This window comes from Shewanella woodyi ATCC 51908, assembly GCF_000019525.1.
Lineage (GTDB): Bacteria > Pseudomonadota > Gammaproteobacteria > Enterobacterales > Shewanellaceae > Shewanella > Shewanella woodyi.
In genome coordinates this window covers 5,387,858-5,403,584 of record NC_010506.1, presented here as the reverse complement: position 1 = coordinate 5,403,584, position 15,727 = coordinate 5,387,858, and the positions used below count along the sequence as shown (strand labels likewise).

The window sequence follows — 15,727 nt, the reverse complement described above, 5'->3', positions numbered from 1 at the left end:
GGATGGTTAGACTGCGTCTAACGGCCAGCATCATGGGACTGCGTCCCACAATTTGGATGTATCAGGCTGCGCCTGACTAAAGTCGTGGGATTCCATCCCACACCCGGGCAAGGAGGACTGCTCGTCCTCATCCTCCTTGCATCCACCATGACGCCCCAGCGGAGTTACATGCATTAGATACAAGCCTCATACTTCAATAAAAATCACCTAACGGCTCAGATGGGACATCCATGTCCCCCCAAGCCTGAAGCATCATCCATGATGGTTCCACGGCATTTTCATTTCCGTATTTCGGCAACTCCGATGGGGAAGTGGTGTTATCTACGAGTGCAGTATTACACCGAGGTCATCACCAATTTAGTGGCTATAAAAAGCACATAATGCTGTATGGTTAATGTTCTGGCTGTTCTAATATTGTTTTAAAACAATGATTTACAGTTTGTCGCAGAACATTATCAAGCTGCATCAATAATTTTTAAAAATGCAGCAGTGATAACAAGGTTATCGGTGCTGCTGTTTAATAAGCTGTTACATTTATTTAGATAATCATAATAAGGTAGGAAAAATGGCATTACATCCACATGTACATGACTTTTACAATGAATGGATAGAAAAAGCGGATAATTACAATGGTCAACAATTGTCAGATTATTTTAATAAAGCATTTTCACTGTTTACGTTATATAACAAATTATACGCAGAGGCTACTTTCGAGCTGGCTAGAAGAGAAGAAGTTGTTCTGAATAACCACTTCCCAGATCGAAGAGGGGCAACAGAATATGCACCTCAGTTTATTGGTTATGAAAGTCTTTATCAGATTATAACTACTGAACAAGGTTGTAGAGTGTGCCTACAGAACCTAATCGAACGTATCAGTAATCATGAGTTTTATATCAAGCTGAGTATGCCTTATGGAGAACGTCAGATTGAAGAGGACAATGAATTAGTGACAAGGCTTAATTCTACAGATCACGTAGTAAAAGTTGGAGCAGTCTTAGATTTAATTTATTCTGTTCGATGTAATATGTTTCATGGAAATAAGCAGTTTGCTCAAGTGCAGGTGGATTTACTTGCACCTCTTACCGTTATACTTCGACGTATAATTGTGGCGTTGTATGCAGCGTTACAAAGTGAGTCATAAATGTAACAAAGCAATCAAGGTGATGCGTTACACTCGGCGGTTTTGGTTCGAAGTTCAGTGCGCTTTGCTGTTTCGGTTAGGCACACCTTATTGCAGGCGTTATCCATATTATTAAATTGTGAGAAATTAAATGGAAAATGGTGTAAATACGATTGGCACGTTGTTGGGCTGGTCAGATCTTGGCTTTTTTGCGCTACTTTTTGCTGCTCTGCAATGTGTAGTAGGCTTTTGGCTGCAATCACGAATCCTAATAATTATGGACAGGCATAGTTAATTGCGTAAATTCCACACCTCCTACTAAGCTTTAGTTATCGGTAAAAAGTAGGAGTTAACCATGCCTCGTCCCAGGAAAATAAATCAGGCCACCCACAATAAATGATGCATTTTTCATCCTTTTACTAAAATTTGGTTATTGGTAGGAAAAATAATTATGGACAGGCATAGTTAATTGCGTAAATGCCACCCCTCCTACTAAGCTTTAGTTATCGGTAATCAGTAGGAGTTAACCATGCCTCGTCCCAGAAGAACCCAGATCAGTATTGAAGACACTCCCTATTACCATGCATGGAGTAGAACAGTTCGTCGCGCCTTCCTAACGGGAGTTGATGATTATACTGGGAAATCTTACGAACATAGGCGTGAATGGATAGAAGAACAGATACTCAGTCTTGCTGATATTTTTGCAATAGATGTAGCAGCCTACGCGGTGATGAGTAACCATTTGCATCTGGTATTGAGGATTGATATTGAGTCAGCGAACAATTGGAGTGACAGAGAGGTTGTTGAGCAGTGGCACCGATGCTTTAACGGCACAGGGTTGAGCCAAAAGTTTGTAAAAGGTGAAGTGATAGAAGAGTATCAAGTGGCTAAATTAAAACACCTTATTGCCACTTACCGCTCAAGATTGTGTGATATCAGTTGGTTTATGCGGTGCCTTAATGAGCCGATAGCAAGAAAAGCCAATATCGAAGATAATTGCACAGGCCATTTCTGGGAAGGACGATTTAAGAGTCAAGCCTTGCTTGATGAAGCGGCGGTGCTGGCCTGTATGGCCTATGTTGAACTCAACCCTATTCGAGCCAAAATGGTTGATACACTTGAGAATTCAGACCACACCAGTATACAACTTAGAGTTAATGCTGCGTTGAAAGGAGAGCAACCCAGTAAGCTACTCCCTTTTATTGGAGATGAGCGGCTCAATCAGCCCAAGGGAATAAACTTCGCACTGAAGGATTACCTAGAGTTAGTTGATGAAACCGGTAGAATTATCCGTGATGACAAGAGAGGTTCTATCTCTGCTAAGAGCACAAAGATACTGATGAAGTTGAATATTTCATCAGACAACTGGATAAAACTGACCTCAGAGTTTGGCGAACTGTTTCACGGCCCAGTAGGGGAAACACAATCGTTAACTCGCTATTGTGAGCATCTTCAAAAACGTCGACGGCACTTCTCAAAAAGCTGCCAGCACTTTCAAGCAGATTAACGCTTAAAAATAACCTCACCCATTCAATAACCCATGACAAATAGCGTGAGGTGGTTCTTCACATTCAAATTTCATCATTTCACCACTGAAAGTTCTACTTTCAATCATATATCAGCCTCAAAGCCTGCTTCAGAAGATTCGATAAGCTTTCATGCTATCTAGAGCATTGAATATCTACAGTAGAGCAGTTATGTTATTGATTAATAATGGCTGGCTTGATTTACTTTGAGGATTGATATTGAGTCAGCGAACAATTGGAGTGACAGAGAGGTTGTTGAGCAGTGGCACCGATGCTTTAACGGCACAGGGTTGGGCCAAAAGTTTGTAAAAGGTGAAGTGATAGAAGAGTATCAAGTGGCTAAATTAAAACACCTTATTGCCACTTACCGCTCAAGATTGTGTGATATCAGTTGGTTTATGCGGTGCCTTAATGAGCCGATAGCAAGAAAAGCTAATATCGAAGATAATTGCACAGGCCATTTCTGGGAAGGACGATTTAAGAGTCAAGCCTTGCTTGATGAAGCGGCGGTGCTGGCCTGTATGGCCTATGTTGAACTCAACCCTATTCGAGCCAAAATGGTTGATACACTTGAGAATTCAGACCACACCAGTATACAACTTAGAGTTAATGCTGCGTTGAAAGGAGAGCAACCCAGTAAGCTACTCCCTTTTATTGGAGATGAGCGGCTCAATCAGCCCAAGGGAATAAACTTCGCACTGAAGGATTACCTAGAGTTAGTTGATGAAACCGGTAGAATTATCCGTGATGACAAGAGAGGTTCTATCTCTGCTAAGAGCACAAAGATACTGATGAAGTTGAATATTTCATCAGACAACTGGATAAAACTGACCTCAGAGTTTGGCGAACTGTTTCACGGCCCAGTAGGGGAAACACAATCGTTAACTCGCTATTGTGAGCATCTTCAAAAACGTCGACGGCATTTCTCAAAAAGTTGTCTGCACTTTCAAGCTGATTAACGCTTAAAAATAACCTCACCCATTAAATAACCCATGACAAATAGCGTGGGTTAGTTCTTCACATTCAGATTTCATCATTTCACCACTGAAAGTCGCTACTTTCAATCAAATATCAGCCTCAAAGCCTGCTTCAGAAGATATGACAAGTTTTCATGGTCGCTAGAACATTGACATCTACAGTAGAGCCCCTATGTTATTGATTAATTATGACTGGCTTGCTTTATTTCAGGCTTGCTTTATTGAAAACTACTTTCACTCTGCTCAATCCTCTTGGATAACATGAGTTAACCAGCTCTGTCCATCGTTCAGTATTTTCGTATGAAATAGCCCTATTTATCATTCGTAAGCAGGTTAAGTTGCAGTGGTGTCAGCAAGTTGACCGCTTCAATGACAGTCTAAGTTGAAAGCTTGCTAAGGTAGCGATATGTTATTGATTTATTGTGGCTGGCTTTATAAATTTTATAAATTCATTAGGCATCTAAACTAGCACGGAGGCATTGGTTCCTTATGGGTTACACTTTGCGCAAAGCAAAAGAAAGCGATTTAGAATATTTATTGCAATTACGCCGTCTAACTATGGATGATTATTTATCGCAGAACGGTGTTGATATTAGTGATAAAGAGCACCTCTTTCGTATCAAGTTTAATTTTTCTGATGCCAAGATTATACTTGTAAATGGAGTTAAAGCAGGTTTGTTTAAGGCGAGTTATACCGCCAGTAATTCGCAGTGGTATATCTATCAAGTTCAGATACATCCTAATTACCAAGGTTTGGGTATTGGGAGTAAAATCATACTCGATTTGTGTCAGCAAGCTCTAACCAATGATTTATCTGTAGGCTTAAGTGTTTTAAAGAGTAATCCTGCAAAAAGCCTTTATGAGAGGTTAGGTTTTAGTGTTACAAGTTCAACTAACTGTGAGTACGAAATGGTATACAATTCCTAACAAGGCTGTAAACGCGCACAAAAAACAGTTGGCTGCGCTCGAACCTCGCGAACTTTAGCTAACCAAGTTGCTCCCGCTGAGTGGAGCGTTATACATTTTCAAAGGATTGACTATGAATTTTAGAATATTATTTCTCACACTGTTGATAGCTAGCTGCTCAAAAGAAAGCGTTCAATTTGAAGAGTTAGCTCTCACCATCTCTAATGAAAAAGCAGTAAACCTAGATGCAGGAAATTGGCAGGTTGGCGGGACCTTGCAGTTGACGAATGGACTTGAATGGCAAAAAGCGTCATTTCAAAACAAAAGAGCAACATGTGGTTCTTTCCTACAGGCGCTAGTGCTAAAGAACAAATTGCGTCTAGAAAATGCATCTGAAAACGAGTTGAGAGCAATGTCTGAGGAGCTAGTACTGCTGCTAAACGAGCGATTTCGAATGTCTGGCAATGCTGCTGAAAACGAAGCATCATTTAAACATTTGAAGGTAAGTAGTGAGGCTTTGTCAGCAATTAAATTGTTGAACTGGTACAAAAACGTATAACAAGAGGCTATGGCGTCAATAGTTAATTTTAGCTTTTGGCGCTTCCCACGCTATCCCCCAACAAAATAAATCAGGCCACCTACAATAAATGGTGCATTTATAGGTTGAACGTGGCTCCTCCTACTAAGCTTTAGTTATTGGTAGAAGTAGGAGGTGGTTATGCCGCTCCTTGTAATCTAATTCCATAATTACACTCATGAATTTGGAACTCTATTTAGCAAAAGTCGTATTACCACTGTTGTAGTAGAGTAGTTCGATGTGCCTTATGTGTGTTGATTAATCATGGCTGGTTTAACAAATTTGACTAATTAATTATTCAGTAAATCCTTTTCTGTCTTTTCAACGTATAGCTATCCATAAAGTCAATCGTCCGGTAAGTGTTTTAGCAATCGCCAGTCTAATCGGACAACCTAAGCGATAGTCTAAGCAATATACCAAACGACAGAGTGAATGGAGATAGCCTGTGTTTTCAATATTTAAACGAGATCCCGCTAAGAAACTTAAAAAGCAGTATTTTGCCAAGCTTGAGCAAGCAATGCTTGCTCAGCGGAAAGGGGATATCAGAACTTATTCCCTACTGACGGCAGAAGCTGGCGAAATTGATAAGCCAATATCGAACCTAATGGAGTCATAAGGCAAAAAGCACCTTACATAATGCTTACGATGTTAAAGATTATACGAAGCTTGCAAAGCAGGCTGCTAGCGAGAGGTGTTCACTGGTAGCACAGGGTTATCAGGCAAGCTTGTCTGATTATCACCTAAGAAAGCCTTAGCCAAAATACATGTTGACGGCGATGGCTAGTAATAATCCAGCGAAGATCTTTTTGATTAATGGCACGGGTAAATGCGCGGTGGCTTTAGCACCTAATGGCGCGGTAAACCAAGAGGTGCACACTATGCCTAATAACGCCGGTAAATAGACAAATCCTGCAAAGCCATCTGCTAGTGAGAAATGCGCGCTGCCAGAGCTGATATAACCAATTGAACCAAAGAGTGCGATAACAATGCCGCAGGCTGACGCGCAGCCAATGGCTTTTTTCATATCGATTGAGAAATACGTTAACAAGGGCACCAAGAGTGCGCCGCCACCAATGCCTATCATGGCAGATAAGCCGCCTGTAATCGTGGTGAAAAGGGTGAGCAGGCCTTTATTGGGCATTTTACGTGTTGTTGCGGTGTCAGTTTTAGTACTGCTGTAAAACATCTTTAGCGCAATCAGTAGCACGCATACCGCAAACACTAAGCGAACAATCTGCTCGGGTAAAAGTGCCGCCATAAAACCACTAATAAGCGCGCCTAGGCCGACTCCGGTCATGATCCAAGGGGCGATTTCCCATGGTACATTGCCATTTTTATGATGTGCTATTGCCGAAGATGTAGAGGTAAAAAGTATCGACGCTAATGAGGTGGCAATGGCTGCAACGACGACTTGTTCAGGTGGTAACACCTCAAAGTGAAGTAAAATAGCACTTAGCACTGGGACAATAATGAGTCCGCCGCCAATGCCTAACAGGCCAGCCAAAAAACCTACGATGCTGCCTAGCAGTGCGCAGTATAAAATCAATAACAGCAATTCACTCATTTAATTTATCTCTTAATATAACTTGCGGATGATGACGCGATATGAATCAAATAGGTATTAAGCTAAATTAAATTGTGAACGCATCAGGCCAGCTAATATAACTGACTCCGGCTTTGATTTTCAAAGTAATACAACATGAATATCCCTCATGTTGCAGGTGAATTTAAAGCGTTATTAATCTTGGTAGGGACTCGGTATAACTAACACTCAGATGTTGGCGCTAGATGAAATGATAGGCGCACATCAGTAATGCCAGTGAGACAACTGACTGAGAAATAGTAAAGGATATAGGGATACCCGATCACGATGAATAACGATTTTACTTTTACAATTAAGAGCATTTGTCTCGATGAAAATTACCACCCTTCAGACAGTACACGTATCACAACCAACTTTGCTAACTTAGCTAGAGGCGAGAGCCGTCAAGCGAACTTGCGCAATGCTTTGAAGATGATAGATAACAGTTTTAACGCCTTAGCCCATTGGGATAACCCTGCTGCTGACCGTTACTCGGTCGAGCTTGAAATCGTCTCAGTTGATATGGATGTTGAAGGTGATGGCGAGGCTTTTCCGTCAATTGAAATATTGAAAACTAATATTATTGATAATAAAACCAACGAACGTATTGAGGGTATTGTTGGTAATAATTTCTCCTCTTATGTTCGAGATTATGATTTTAGCATCTTGTTGTTGGATCATAATAAAGACCAACAACAATTCAGTATCCCAGCTGATTTTGGCGATCTACATGGCAAGCTCTTTAAATATTTCGTTAATTCGAATGCTTATAAAAAACACTTTAAAAAGTTACCGGTTATATGCTTAAGCGTGTCAGATAATAAAACCTATTATCGCACCGAAAATCAACACCCTGTTTTGGGTGTCGAATACCAACCAAATGAATCTTCGTTGACAGAGCAATACTTTAAAAAGATGGGCTTGCAGGTGCGCTACTTTATGCCACCAAATAGTGTTGCGCCTTTGGCTTTCTATTTCTTTGGTGATCTGCTTAATGACTACAGTAATCTTGAGCTGATAAGCACCATTAGTACGATGGAGACGTTCCAGAAGGTCTACCGACCTGAGATCTATAATGCCAATGCGGTTGCGGGTAAGTGTTACCAACCAAATTTGAACAACCAAGATCATTCAATCACTCAAATTGTTTATGACCGTGCTGAACGTGGTCAGTTGGCGATTGAGCAGGGCAAATTTGCTGAAGAGCACTTTATTAAGCCATATCAGAGCGTGCTTGAGCATTGGTCTGCTAATTGCGCTCTTTAATTAACTCCAATATATAGCAGCATTGATTATGAAAACATTATTACCTACCTCTACAGCAGGCAGTTTGCCTAAGCCCTCTTGGCTGGCACAACCTGAAACACTTTGGTCACCTTGGAAATTAGAGGGTGAGGCATTGATTGATGGCAAACACGATGCGCTGCGTGTGTCGCTGCAAGAGCAGCAGCAATCTGGCGTTGATATTGTCAGTGATGGCGAGCAAACACGGCAGCACTTTGTCACAACCTTTATTGAACATTTAAGTGGTGTCGACTTTGAGAATCGTAAAACCGTTAGGATCCGTGATCGCTATGACGCCAGCGTACCGACGATTGTCGGGCCTATCTCTCGTCAAAAGCCTGTCTTTGTTGAAGATGCTAAGTTTTTACGTCAGCAAACCAAGCAACCGATTAAATGGGCTTTGCCAGGTCCAATGACCATGATTGATACGCTGTATGACGATCATTATCAAAGCCGTGAGCAACTCGCTTGGGAGTTCGCCAAAATTCTTAATCAAGAAGCCAAAGAGTTAGAAGCAGCTGGGGTGGATATCATCCAGTTTGATGAGCCTGCGTTTAATGTATTTTTTGATGAGGTTAACGACTGGGGAATTGCCTGTTTAGAGCGAGCAATAGAGGGGCTTAAATGCGAAACCGCGGTACACATCTGTTATGGCTATGGCATTAAAGCCAATACCGATTGGAAAAAGACCTTGGGCACAGAGTGGCGCCAATATGAAGAGGTTTTTCCTAAACTGCAACAGTCTAGTATCGATATTATCTCGTTAGAGTGTCATAACTCCCATGTGCCTATTGAGCTACTTGAGTTAATTCGTGGTAAAAAAGTGATGGTAGGTGCTATTGATGTGGCAAGCGATACCATTGAAACGCCAGAGGAGGTCGCTAATACCCTGCGAAAAGCACTTGAGTTTGTCGATGCCGATAAGCTTTACCCTTGCACTAACTGTGGTATGGCACCTTTATCTCGTCGAGTGGCAAGAGATAAGCTAAATGCCCTAAGCGCTGGGGCTGCAATCGTCCGCAAAGAACTTTTGGCTTAGTGTTAACCAAAAAAGCATTAACCGAAAATAAATAATCAAGACACCAATAATTAAGACACCGATAGTTGTTGGAGCAGATTCCCTCTCTTTAGGCTTTAGTTAAGGCTGGAGAGGGGGGATGCATAATATTTAAGATCACCTGCAACTCAATTTACCCTAGATGTCCAGGCTATTTCTCTTTACCTATCTTTCTATCTTCCACCCCTAGCATCTCAATGTTTCCTACTATTTCCCATATAACCACTAAAAACAGTAACCCCCATTTTATAAGCCGTAATCGCACTACCTCTTTGTGATTATGGTGAGCAAACCCTTCTGGCACCTTACTTTGTACCTTATAGCGCTGAACTTGAGAGTGGCTGCCATAGCCGCTTTTGTGCATTTTTGCTGTTTTAAAGAAAGTGAAATCACAGTTTTTAGATCTAAAAAATCCTCTGTTGAGCAATTCAAGTTTCTGTTTTTTATGATAAAGATTGTTTTTATATCTAATGGATTCTAATTAATTTTCAAGTGTGCTTTAGCGCAGATTTTTACTGTTTTTTATATGGAAAATACTCCCTGCTCAGTTATTTAGTTCAATCGGTGAACGGTTAGTTTTAAAAATGTGGGCTTAAAAAAGCCTGCAAAAAAACAATGAAAAAATAAAATAATATAAGTAGGAGTGAATGATGAGACGGTGGAAACACAAGGTAGCATTAAGCGTGCTGTTTTGTTTTGGTGCCATTGCCAATGCGAACGCTGCTGGAAAATATGACAGCATCCCTCAGATGGGAAAAACCGCTAAAGCGGCGATGGCTGAATACGACGGTATGCAACAAGTTAACGGCGTAAAAACGCTGCAAGACTATATTGTTCAGGAAGAGGAGTTGTTTGATTATCTATTCGAAAACCACCCTGTATTTAAGTATCAGCAATCAGGTAATTTGATTGGTGATTACCATATCAGTGACCGTGGCGAGGAGTACTTAGATACCGGCCACAGCCCAAATTATAGTGAGCGTGTTGGTGCGCCTCGCGCGGTTCAGTACCGTTTAGGTGCTAAATCAATTCTAGATTATCCAAACAATTTTGTTGGTCCTGAAAAGTGTGCCGAATGTCATGCGACTCAATATGAGAAGTGGCAGCGTTCGCGTCATGCTAAAACAATTCGTTTCCCTGGTGAACACCCAGAGGTGGATAACGACATTGAAAAGACCATGTACAACACTAAAGATACCTCTATTTTGCCAGACGGTATTACCCCTGACATGATCTATGCAACCGTAGGTACACCACGTACTAAATACGGTTTCATCGATGCCTGGCTAGTACGTGGTACTTACCACATCAGAGACGGTCTACTGCGCGACGGCACCGGTAAAATGGTTGCGGGTGCTAACCAGTTCTCCCGTGGTTGGGCTGAGTGGCTAACCCCTGAGATGTCTAAGAAGATTAACGATGTTATCCCTGAGTTTCCAATCACACTAGCTGGTTTCGGTGGTTCTGGTTCTCACCAGCAAGGAATGAGCTCTTACGGCGCTAAGTATGAAAAAGAGATGCTGTTCCAACCAGCAAGCTCTTACTGTGAAGTGTGCCATACCTTCAAGTTTGACTTCCAAAACAAGCAAGAGTTCTTCGATGCATTAGGCGATCCTAAGAAGCTTCAAGAGCACACGATCTCTCGTGGTATCGCTTGTGAAGAGTGTCATGGCGCAGGTGGTCACTTAGATGGCGGTACTGGCGGCATGCAGTCTAACTGTGAACGTTGTCACCAACGCTTCCAGTATGATCCAACACTTGCTGACACGCCTCAAGCACAGGAAAAACGTGAATACGCCTTCGGTGTGAAGATGAAGTCACTGTGTCCATCATGTGGTACTGAAGGTTCGCAGATGTATAACTCTGTGCACTACGAGAAGGGCATGCGTTGTACTACATGTCACGATCCACACGAAGTGACAGATGGCGATTGGCAGTCTGGTTTCACTACGCCAAAGCTGAAGAAAGACTGTAAAGACTGTCACGAAGCGCAAACCTTGATTGCTGAAAACTCTGATACTCACAATCAGCAAACTTGTCAAAGCTGTCACATGCCTAACATGGGTAGCTGTGAAAACTTCAAGGCACTGCAGTTCCCTGATCAAGCTGGTTTCGACGCAGTACGTAAGTCTCATATGTGGAAGATTCAGGTCGACCCAACTCTGAAGACACTAAACCCACCAGAAGGTGAGCCACGTACTCAAGGTCCTGCGGCTGGTAAAGGCTGGACTGTTGCGAAGAACGAAGAGGGTCGTAACTATCTTGACTTGATGTGGTCTTGTGCTCGTACCTCAATCTCTGATCACGATGTGGTTGAGAACAAAGGTTGTCACAGCCAGTTCCAGTCTGAGCTAGAGAAAGGCCTACATTACGAAGACCAGTTAGAGATCTACGGTGAAGTAATGAAGATGCAAACTCCTGTTAAAGAAGTTTTCTCGCAAGTTGAGCAAGCTCTTGTACGCATCGACCAGCTATTAGAGGTGACCAAGCTGTCTACTGAAGACAAGACTCAGGTGCTAATGCTAGCTGAGAAAGCGAAAGAGACTGTTGATCTTATTAAGAAAGATGGTTCTTGGGGTGTGCATGGCTTCCGTTACAGCCAGAAGCGTCTAGATGCTGCACTAACGTATGTTACGCAAGCACAAAACATTCTAGATGGAACAGGTTACGCAGCTAAGTAAGCTGAATAACTCAACCGCCTCGGCATGCATTGCACCGCAATAAGTGCCGAGGCAATAGAGAGAAAAGATGATGAAAAAAGCACTGGGTCAAATCTTAGTAACCCTAACATTAATCGCAAGCTCTGCTAGCTGTTTAGCTGGTGGCGGCTCTGAGATGGCACCAGCTCATCGCTATGAGCATCAGCTCAACACTATCAGCATGATGGAGGCTCAGACCTTAGTGGGTAAGGAAGGCGTCTATTTCTTTGATGTGAATACGCTGGAGTTATGGGCTGAAGGCTTTATTCCAGGTGCTGTCTACTTCAACGTTAAAGATTGGAAAAAGCTGCTCCCAGCAAACAAAGATGCAGTCATGGTGTTTTATTGCGCCAACCGCCTCTGTAATGCCAGTGAGATAGCAGCACATGCTGTGATGAAGCTTGGCTACACAGGCGTGAGACAGATGCCTGATGGGATCTACGGCTGGCGTTTAGCCAATCGTCCGACTGAAAAACCCTAAGTAAGAAGTTAGCGAAAACAAAATAAAAACAATAAACAGATCAAAGACTAAAAATTTAAGCAATAACTCAGAGAATAGATTAATGAAAACATTTAAGAGAAATACCTTAGCCGTTATGACCAGCGTATCACTGCTTATCTCTGCAAATGCTATGGCGAACACAGAGATCAGCTCAGATGTTCAAAAAGAGTCTTACAGCATAGGTGCCTCACTGGGTAAATATATCTCTGGCCAGATCTATAGCCAGACCGAACTCGGCGCTGAGGTTGATGTTGAGCTGGTGATTGAAGGCGTTGTCGATGCCCTTAAAAACAAACCTCAGTTTTCAGATGAAGAGATCTTAACTTTCCTTAACCAGCGTGCCGAGCAGCTCAATACGGCAAGAGAAGCTGCGGAGGCCAAGATTGCGTTGGAAAACCTTACCGCTGGTAATAAGTACCTTACCGAAAACAAAGCAAAAGATGGTGTTAACGAGACAGCTTCAGGTCTGCAGTATGAGGTTATCTCTGAAGGTGAAGGGCGTAAGCCAAATCCACAGGATGTGGTTACCGTGCACTACAAAGGTTTCTTAGTCGACGGTACACCATTTGATGACTCTTATGAGCGTAACGAGCCAAACCGCTTTGCTTTAATGAGTGTGATTGAGGGTTGGCAAGAGGGGATCCCCTTGATGAATGAGGGCTCTAAGTACAAGTTTGCTATCCCAGCAGCACTTGCCTATGGCGAGAAGCAAGTTGGCATTATCCCGCCGAGCTCAACATTGGTGTTTGAAGTGGAGCTAGTAAAAGTTGAAGCCCCAGGTGAAGGCGCACATGGCATGGGACTAAGTGGTATGGGAATGGGCGGCATGATGGGACAGGGTAATCCTCATTAAGCCATATTCACTTATCCGTTAAGTCATTTTTGAGAGTTGTTATGAATAGTCTAGCTGTCGGTATTGTGATCTCTTTGAGTGTATCTGTTGCACTCATTTGGCGACACCATCTCCAATCTGCTCACCTTCTGCTTAACGAAACTGCTTTGGGTGATGAGCCCCATCATCCAGCTAAGTTCTCGTTCAGTGAGATCAAGATACCGGCAGCAGTGACTATTACTTTTTTGATTTGTTGTTTGAGCCTGTACGCCCAGATTGGGCGTTTTGGTGAGTGGGACAAAGGCGTTGTTGATGAACATATCGATTATCTGATCGCAGCAGATATCAATAAAAATGCTCGCAAAGTTAGCGAGCAACCTAAGAGTGAGATTGCATTATTAAATTTAGCTCAATCCTATATTGCAGGTGGCATGTATCCCGAGGCGATTAACTCACTCGATGAGCTTATTGCCTTGAGTGGTGAGGCTGCCGATCTGTTGGGAATGAAAGCGAGCGCCATGTATTACCGGGATAACAGAACCATGAGTCTGGATACCGAACTAGTTCTGGCGAGGGCCTTGGCACTGGACAAGTTTGAGTTTCAATCTCGGCTATTAAAGGCGACCCATGCCTATCTTAATGGTCAATATGAGCAAGCCATTGAGCAGTGGCAGCTCTTGCTACAGAGCGAAAGTCAGAGCTTTAACCGAGCTTCAATTAATAATGCGATTTTTAAAGCAGAGCAAAAAATAGCTGATCGTTCATAGGCTGAAACTGAGCATAGTCCTAAAGAGATGAAAGCTAAATAATAAAATATATCAGCAAGGTAGCTGATAGATGGAGGATGCTGTGAGTGAAAATATAGAGAGACGGAGGTTCCTTAAGTGCTTAGGAGCCAGCTCTTTGATACTAGCCCCCTTAGGGTGTAGCTCGGTCAAAGAGGGGGAGTCAGATGCAAACAAGCCCCATTACGCTATGGTGTTTGACCAAAATAAATGTACTGGCTGTGGTGAGTGTAAGGAGGCCTGTAACCTTGCCAATAACTTGCCTGAGGGTAAGTCGAGACTCTTGATGGAGCAGCACTCTGGCGGATTGGAAGGTCAGTCTTGTCCACATTGCGGCAAAACCACTGAGTGTGGTTGTGAGCGTAAGTTTGTTCGCGTGTCATGTCAGCAGTGTAAGAATGCTCCTTGTGTCACCGTTTGCCCAACAGGCGCGGCCCACAGAGATGAGAAGACAGGCATTGTGACCATGGACGCGGCTAAGTGTGCAGGTTGTAAGTACTGTATTGCGGCTTGTCCATATGATGCGCGTTTTATCAATAAAGAAACCGATGTCGCCGACAACTGTGATTTCTGTTTAAACAGTAAACTTGCCATCGGCGAGCTTCCTGCTTGTGTGCAGAAATGTCGTTACGATGCACTGATTTTTGGTGATATTAACGATCCGACATCCTATATCAGTAAGCTACTGCGAGTAAAAGATTCTGTGCGTATTAAGCCTGGATTTGGTACTGAGCCGAGCTTACGTTACATACCAATTGTTAAGCTGGGAGTATAGATATGGACGGCAATATTGAGTTTACTATGGGGCTATCTGATGGCCTCGCTTGGCCTTGGCCTATTGCTGTTTATCTGTTTTTTGCAGGTATTTCCGGTGGTGCGCTAGCCACTGCGCTGTTTTTGCGCTTCTACAAAAAGCAGACAACCAACACACCATTTTATAAAGCGGCGGCATTAATCTCATTTGTGACCATCAGCTTAGGTATGTTGTGTCTGGTATTAGATTTGACCAACCCGCTGTTCTTCTGGCGAATTTTGGTTTATTACAACCTAAATTCAGTGATGTCGATTGGTGTTATCGCGCTGTCGGTTTATATCCCGTTAGTGGCGGTGATCGCACTATTTGCCCTTGAAGAGGAGATCCGCTCAATACCTGCGCTTAAGGCATTAGTGCCTGTGATTGAAAAGCTAAAAGGTATTCGCCGCCCATGTGAAGTGAGCGTATTAGTATTGGCGCTTGCGGTTTGTGCTTATACCGGTTTCCTTATTTCGGCGCTGGTTCGTTTTCCTATCATCAACACCTCTGTTCTGCCGGCGCTATTTATTGCCTCTGGTATTTCAGCGGGTGCTGCAGCGGCAAAAATGCTTGCTGTATCGGTGTTTAAGGAAGACCTACATAGCCAAGATATGAAGATCCTTCATGGTGCAGAGTGGCCAATCATGATCGCTGAAATGCTGTTTATTTTTATGATTGTGACATCGCTTATGACAGGTAATGCGGGAGCACAAAGTGCTTTTAATGCTTTCCATACTGGTCAGTGGGCAGCTGTGTTCTGGTTTGGTGTCGTTGGCCTAGGTTTCGGTGGTCCACTACTGCTGAACTTTGCCACGGGTAAGACCTTTAGTCATAGCGCTAAAGCCTTTTACTTGTCGGGTGTTTGCGCCGTTGCCGGCATGATGTGTCTGCGTATGTTTATCCTCTATGCGGGTCAACTGTACGCGATATAGCTGAAGCTAGGTTTTATTACGCCGTCCCTGCAAGGAGAGTAATAGAAGCTACTTTTGAAATTATGACTCACACTCCTATCGGTTAGTCCCTGCAAGGTGCCGGTAGGGTGTTGAGTTATCAACTTTTTCGTTAATTAATGTCTAATTTGAGTCCA

General features: G+C 42.9%; 16 protein-coding genes. 14 read left to right on the top strand and 2 right to left on the bottom strand.

Going from position 1 to position 15,727, the window contains the following annotated elements; all coding sequences use genetic code 11:
• The first annotated feature begins 565 nt into the window (after positions 1-565).
• The 6 genes from SWOO_RS22875 (at position 566) to SWOO_RS26160 (ending at position 5,722) form a co-directional block, all read left to right on the top strand.
• Positions 566-1,141, top strand: coding sequence for a hypothetical protein (locus SWOO_RS22875; protein WP_012327043.1), 576 nt, complete (start codon positions 566-568; stop codon positions 1,139-1,141).
• 508 nt (positions 1,142-1,649) lie between these two features.
• Complete coding sequence (locus SWOO_RS22865) at positions 1,650-2,627, top strand: hypothetical protein (protein ID WP_012327042.1); 978 nt, start codon at positions 1,650-1,652, stop codon at positions 2,625-2,627.
• A 225-nt stretch (positions 2,628-2,852) separates the two neighbouring features.
• Positions 2,853-3,605 (top strand): transposase, encoded by a 753-nt coding sequence (locus SWOO_RS22860; protein ID WP_195742831.1) that lies wholly within the window; start codon positions 2,853-2,855, stop codon positions 3,603-3,605.
• A 519-nt stretch (positions 3,606-4,124) separates the two neighbouring features.
• Positions 4,125-4,550: a GNAT family N-acetyltransferase gene (locus tag SWOO_RS22855; RefSeq protein ID WP_229377265.1), complete on the top strand. Its 426-nt coding sequence runs from the start codon at positions 4,125-4,127 to the stop codon at positions 4,548-4,550.
• Positions 4,551-4,662: 112 nt separating this feature from the next.
• Positions 4,663-5,088, top strand: coding sequence for a hypothetical protein (locus tag SWOO_RS22850; RefSeq protein ID WP_012327040.1), 426 nt, complete (start codon positions 4,663-4,665; stop codon positions 5,086-5,088).
• A 463-nt stretch (positions 5,089-5,551) separates the two neighbouring features.
• Entirely contained in the window at positions 5,552-5,722 is a 171-nt protein-coding gene (locus SWOO_RS26160) for a DUF6435 family protein (RefSeq protein WP_012327039.1), read from the top strand.
• A 135-nt stretch (positions 5,723-5,857) separates the two neighbouring features.
• On the opposite strand, the gene SWOO_RS22845 is transcribed toward SWOO_RS26160, so the two are convergent.
• On the bottom strand, positions 5,858-6,670 hold the full coding sequence (locus tag SWOO_RS22845; protein ID WP_012327038.1) for a sulfite exporter TauE/SafE family protein: 813 nt from the start codon (positions 6,668-6,670) through the stop codon (positions 5,858-5,860).
• A 306-nt stretch (positions 6,671-6,976) separates the two neighbouring features.
• On the opposite strand from SWOO_RS22845, the gene SWOO_RS22840 reads away from it, so the two are divergent.
• Positions 6,977-7,954 (top strand): DUF1852 domain-containing protein, encoded by a 978-nt coding sequence (locus SWOO_RS22840; RefSeq protein WP_012327037.1) that lies wholly within the window; start codon positions 6,977-6,979, stop codon positions 7,952-7,954.
• A 28-nt stretch (positions 7,955-7,982) separates the two neighbouring features.
• Positions 7,983-9,011, top strand: coding sequence for a methionine synthase (locus tag SWOO_RS22835; RefSeq protein WP_012327036.1), 1,029 nt, complete (start codon positions 7,983-7,985; stop codon positions 9,009-9,011).
• A gap of 169 nt (positions 9,012-9,180) precedes the next feature.
• Here SWOO_RS22835 and SWOO_RS22830 read toward each other — a convergent pair whose 3' ends face one another.
• Positions 9,181-9,393 (bottom strand): hypothetical protein, encoded by a 213-nt coding sequence (locus tag SWOO_RS22830; RefSeq protein WP_012327035.1) that lies wholly within the window; start codon positions 9,391-9,393, stop codon positions 9,181-9,183.
• A 286-nt stretch (positions 9,394-9,679) separates the two neighbouring features.
• Here SWOO_RS22830 and SWOO_RS22825 point away from each other — a divergent pair, with 286 nt between their 5' ends.
• The 6 genes from SWOO_RS22825 (at position 9,680) to nrfD (ending at position 15,572) form a co-directional block, all read left to right on the top strand.
• Positions 9,680-11,710: a cytochrome c3 family protein gene (locus SWOO_RS22825; protein ID WP_012327034.1), complete on the top strand. Its 2,031-nt coding sequence runs from the start codon at positions 9,680-9,682 to the stop codon at positions 11,708-11,710.
• A 70-nt stretch (positions 11,711-11,780) separates the two neighbouring features.
• Entirely contained in the window at positions 11,781-12,209 is a 429-nt protein-coding gene (locus SWOO_RS22820) for a rhodanese-like domain-containing protein (protein ID WP_041418378.1), read from the top strand.
• An 82-nt stretch (positions 12,210-12,291) separates the two neighbouring features.
• Positions 12,292-13,083 carry an FKBP-type peptidyl-prolyl cis-trans isomerase gene (locus tag SWOO_RS22815; RefSeq protein ID WP_012327032.1) on the top strand — a complete coding sequence of 264 codons (792 nt, stop codon included), beginning with the start codon at positions 12,292-12,294 and terminating at the stop codon, positions 13,081-13,083.
• Positions 13,084-13,124: 41 nt separating this feature from the next.
• Complete coding sequence (locus tag SWOO_RS22810; RefSeq protein WP_012327031.1) at positions 13,125-13,829, top strand: tetratricopeptide repeat protein; 705 nt, start codon at positions 13,125-13,127, stop codon at positions 13,827-13,829.
• Between the two features lie 82 nt (positions 13,830-13,911).
• Positions 13,912-14,622 (top strand): 4Fe-4S dicluster domain-containing protein, encoded by a 711-nt coding sequence (locus tag SWOO_RS22805; protein WP_041418377.1) that lies wholly within the window; start codon positions 13,912-13,914, stop codon positions 14,620-14,622.
• Between the two features lie 2 nt (positions 14,623-14,624).
• Positions 14,625-15,572, top strand: a complete 948-nt coding sequence (gene nrfD, locus SWOO_RS22800) for an NrfD/PsrC family molybdoenzyme membrane anchor subunit (protein ID WP_012327029.1) — start codon at positions 14,625-14,627, stop codon at positions 15,570-15,572.
• Positions 15,573-15,727 lie beyond the last annotated feature (155 nt).

What these genes read in the sequence shown, in the direction of transcription:
- SWOO_RS22875 (WP_012327043.1), top strand. Translation starts at nt 566, where the DNA reads ATGGCATTACATCCACATGTACATGACTTTTACAATGAATGGATAGAA.
- SWOO_RS22825 (WP_012327034.1), top strand. Translation starts at nt 9,680, where the DNA reads ATGAGACGGTGGAAACACAAGGTAGCATTAAGCGTGCTGTTTTGTTTT.
- SWOO_RS22835 (WP_012327036.1), top strand. Translation starts at nt 7,983, where the DNA reads ATGAAAACATTATTACCTACCTCTACAGCAGGCAGTTTGCCTAAGCCC.
- SWOO_RS22840 (WP_012327037.1), top strand. Translation starts at nt 6,977, where the DNA reads ATGAATAACGATTTTACTTTTACAATTAAGAGCATTTGTCTCGATGAA.
- SWOO_RS22810 (WP_012327031.1), top strand. Translation starts at nt 13,125, where the DNA reads ATGAATAGTCTAGCTGTCGGTATTGTGATCTCTTTGAGTGTATCTGTT.
- nrfD (WP_012327029.1), top strand. Translation starts at nt 14,625, where the DNA reads ATGGACGGCAATATTGAGTTTACTATGGGGCTATCTGATGGCCTCGCT.
- SWOO_RS22815 (WP_012327032.1), top strand. Translation starts at nt 12,292, where the DNA reads ATGAAAACATTTAAGAGAAATACCTTAGCCGTTATGACCAGCGTATCA.
- SWOO_RS22845 (WP_012327038.1), bottom strand. Translation starts at nt 6,670, where the DNA reads ATGAGTGAATTGCTGTTATTGATTTTATACTGCGCACTGCTAGGCAGC.
- SWOO_RS22865 (WP_012327042.1), top strand. Translation starts at nt 1,650, where the DNA reads ATGCCTCGTCCCAGAAGAACCCAGATCAGTATTGAAGACACTCCCTAT.
- SWOO_RS22830 (WP_012327035.1), bottom strand. Translation starts at nt 9,393, where the DNA reads ATGCACAAAAGCGGCTATGGCAGCCACTCTCAAGTTCAGCGCTATAAG.
- SWOO_RS22850 (WP_012327040.1), top strand. Translation starts at nt 4,663, where the DNA reads ATGAATTTTAGAATATTATTTCTCACACTGTTGATAGCTAGCTGCTCA.
- SWOO_RS22820 (WP_041418378.1), top strand. Translation starts at nt 11,781, where the DNA reads ATGAAAAAAGCACTGGGTCAAATCTTAGTAACCCTAACATTAATCGCA.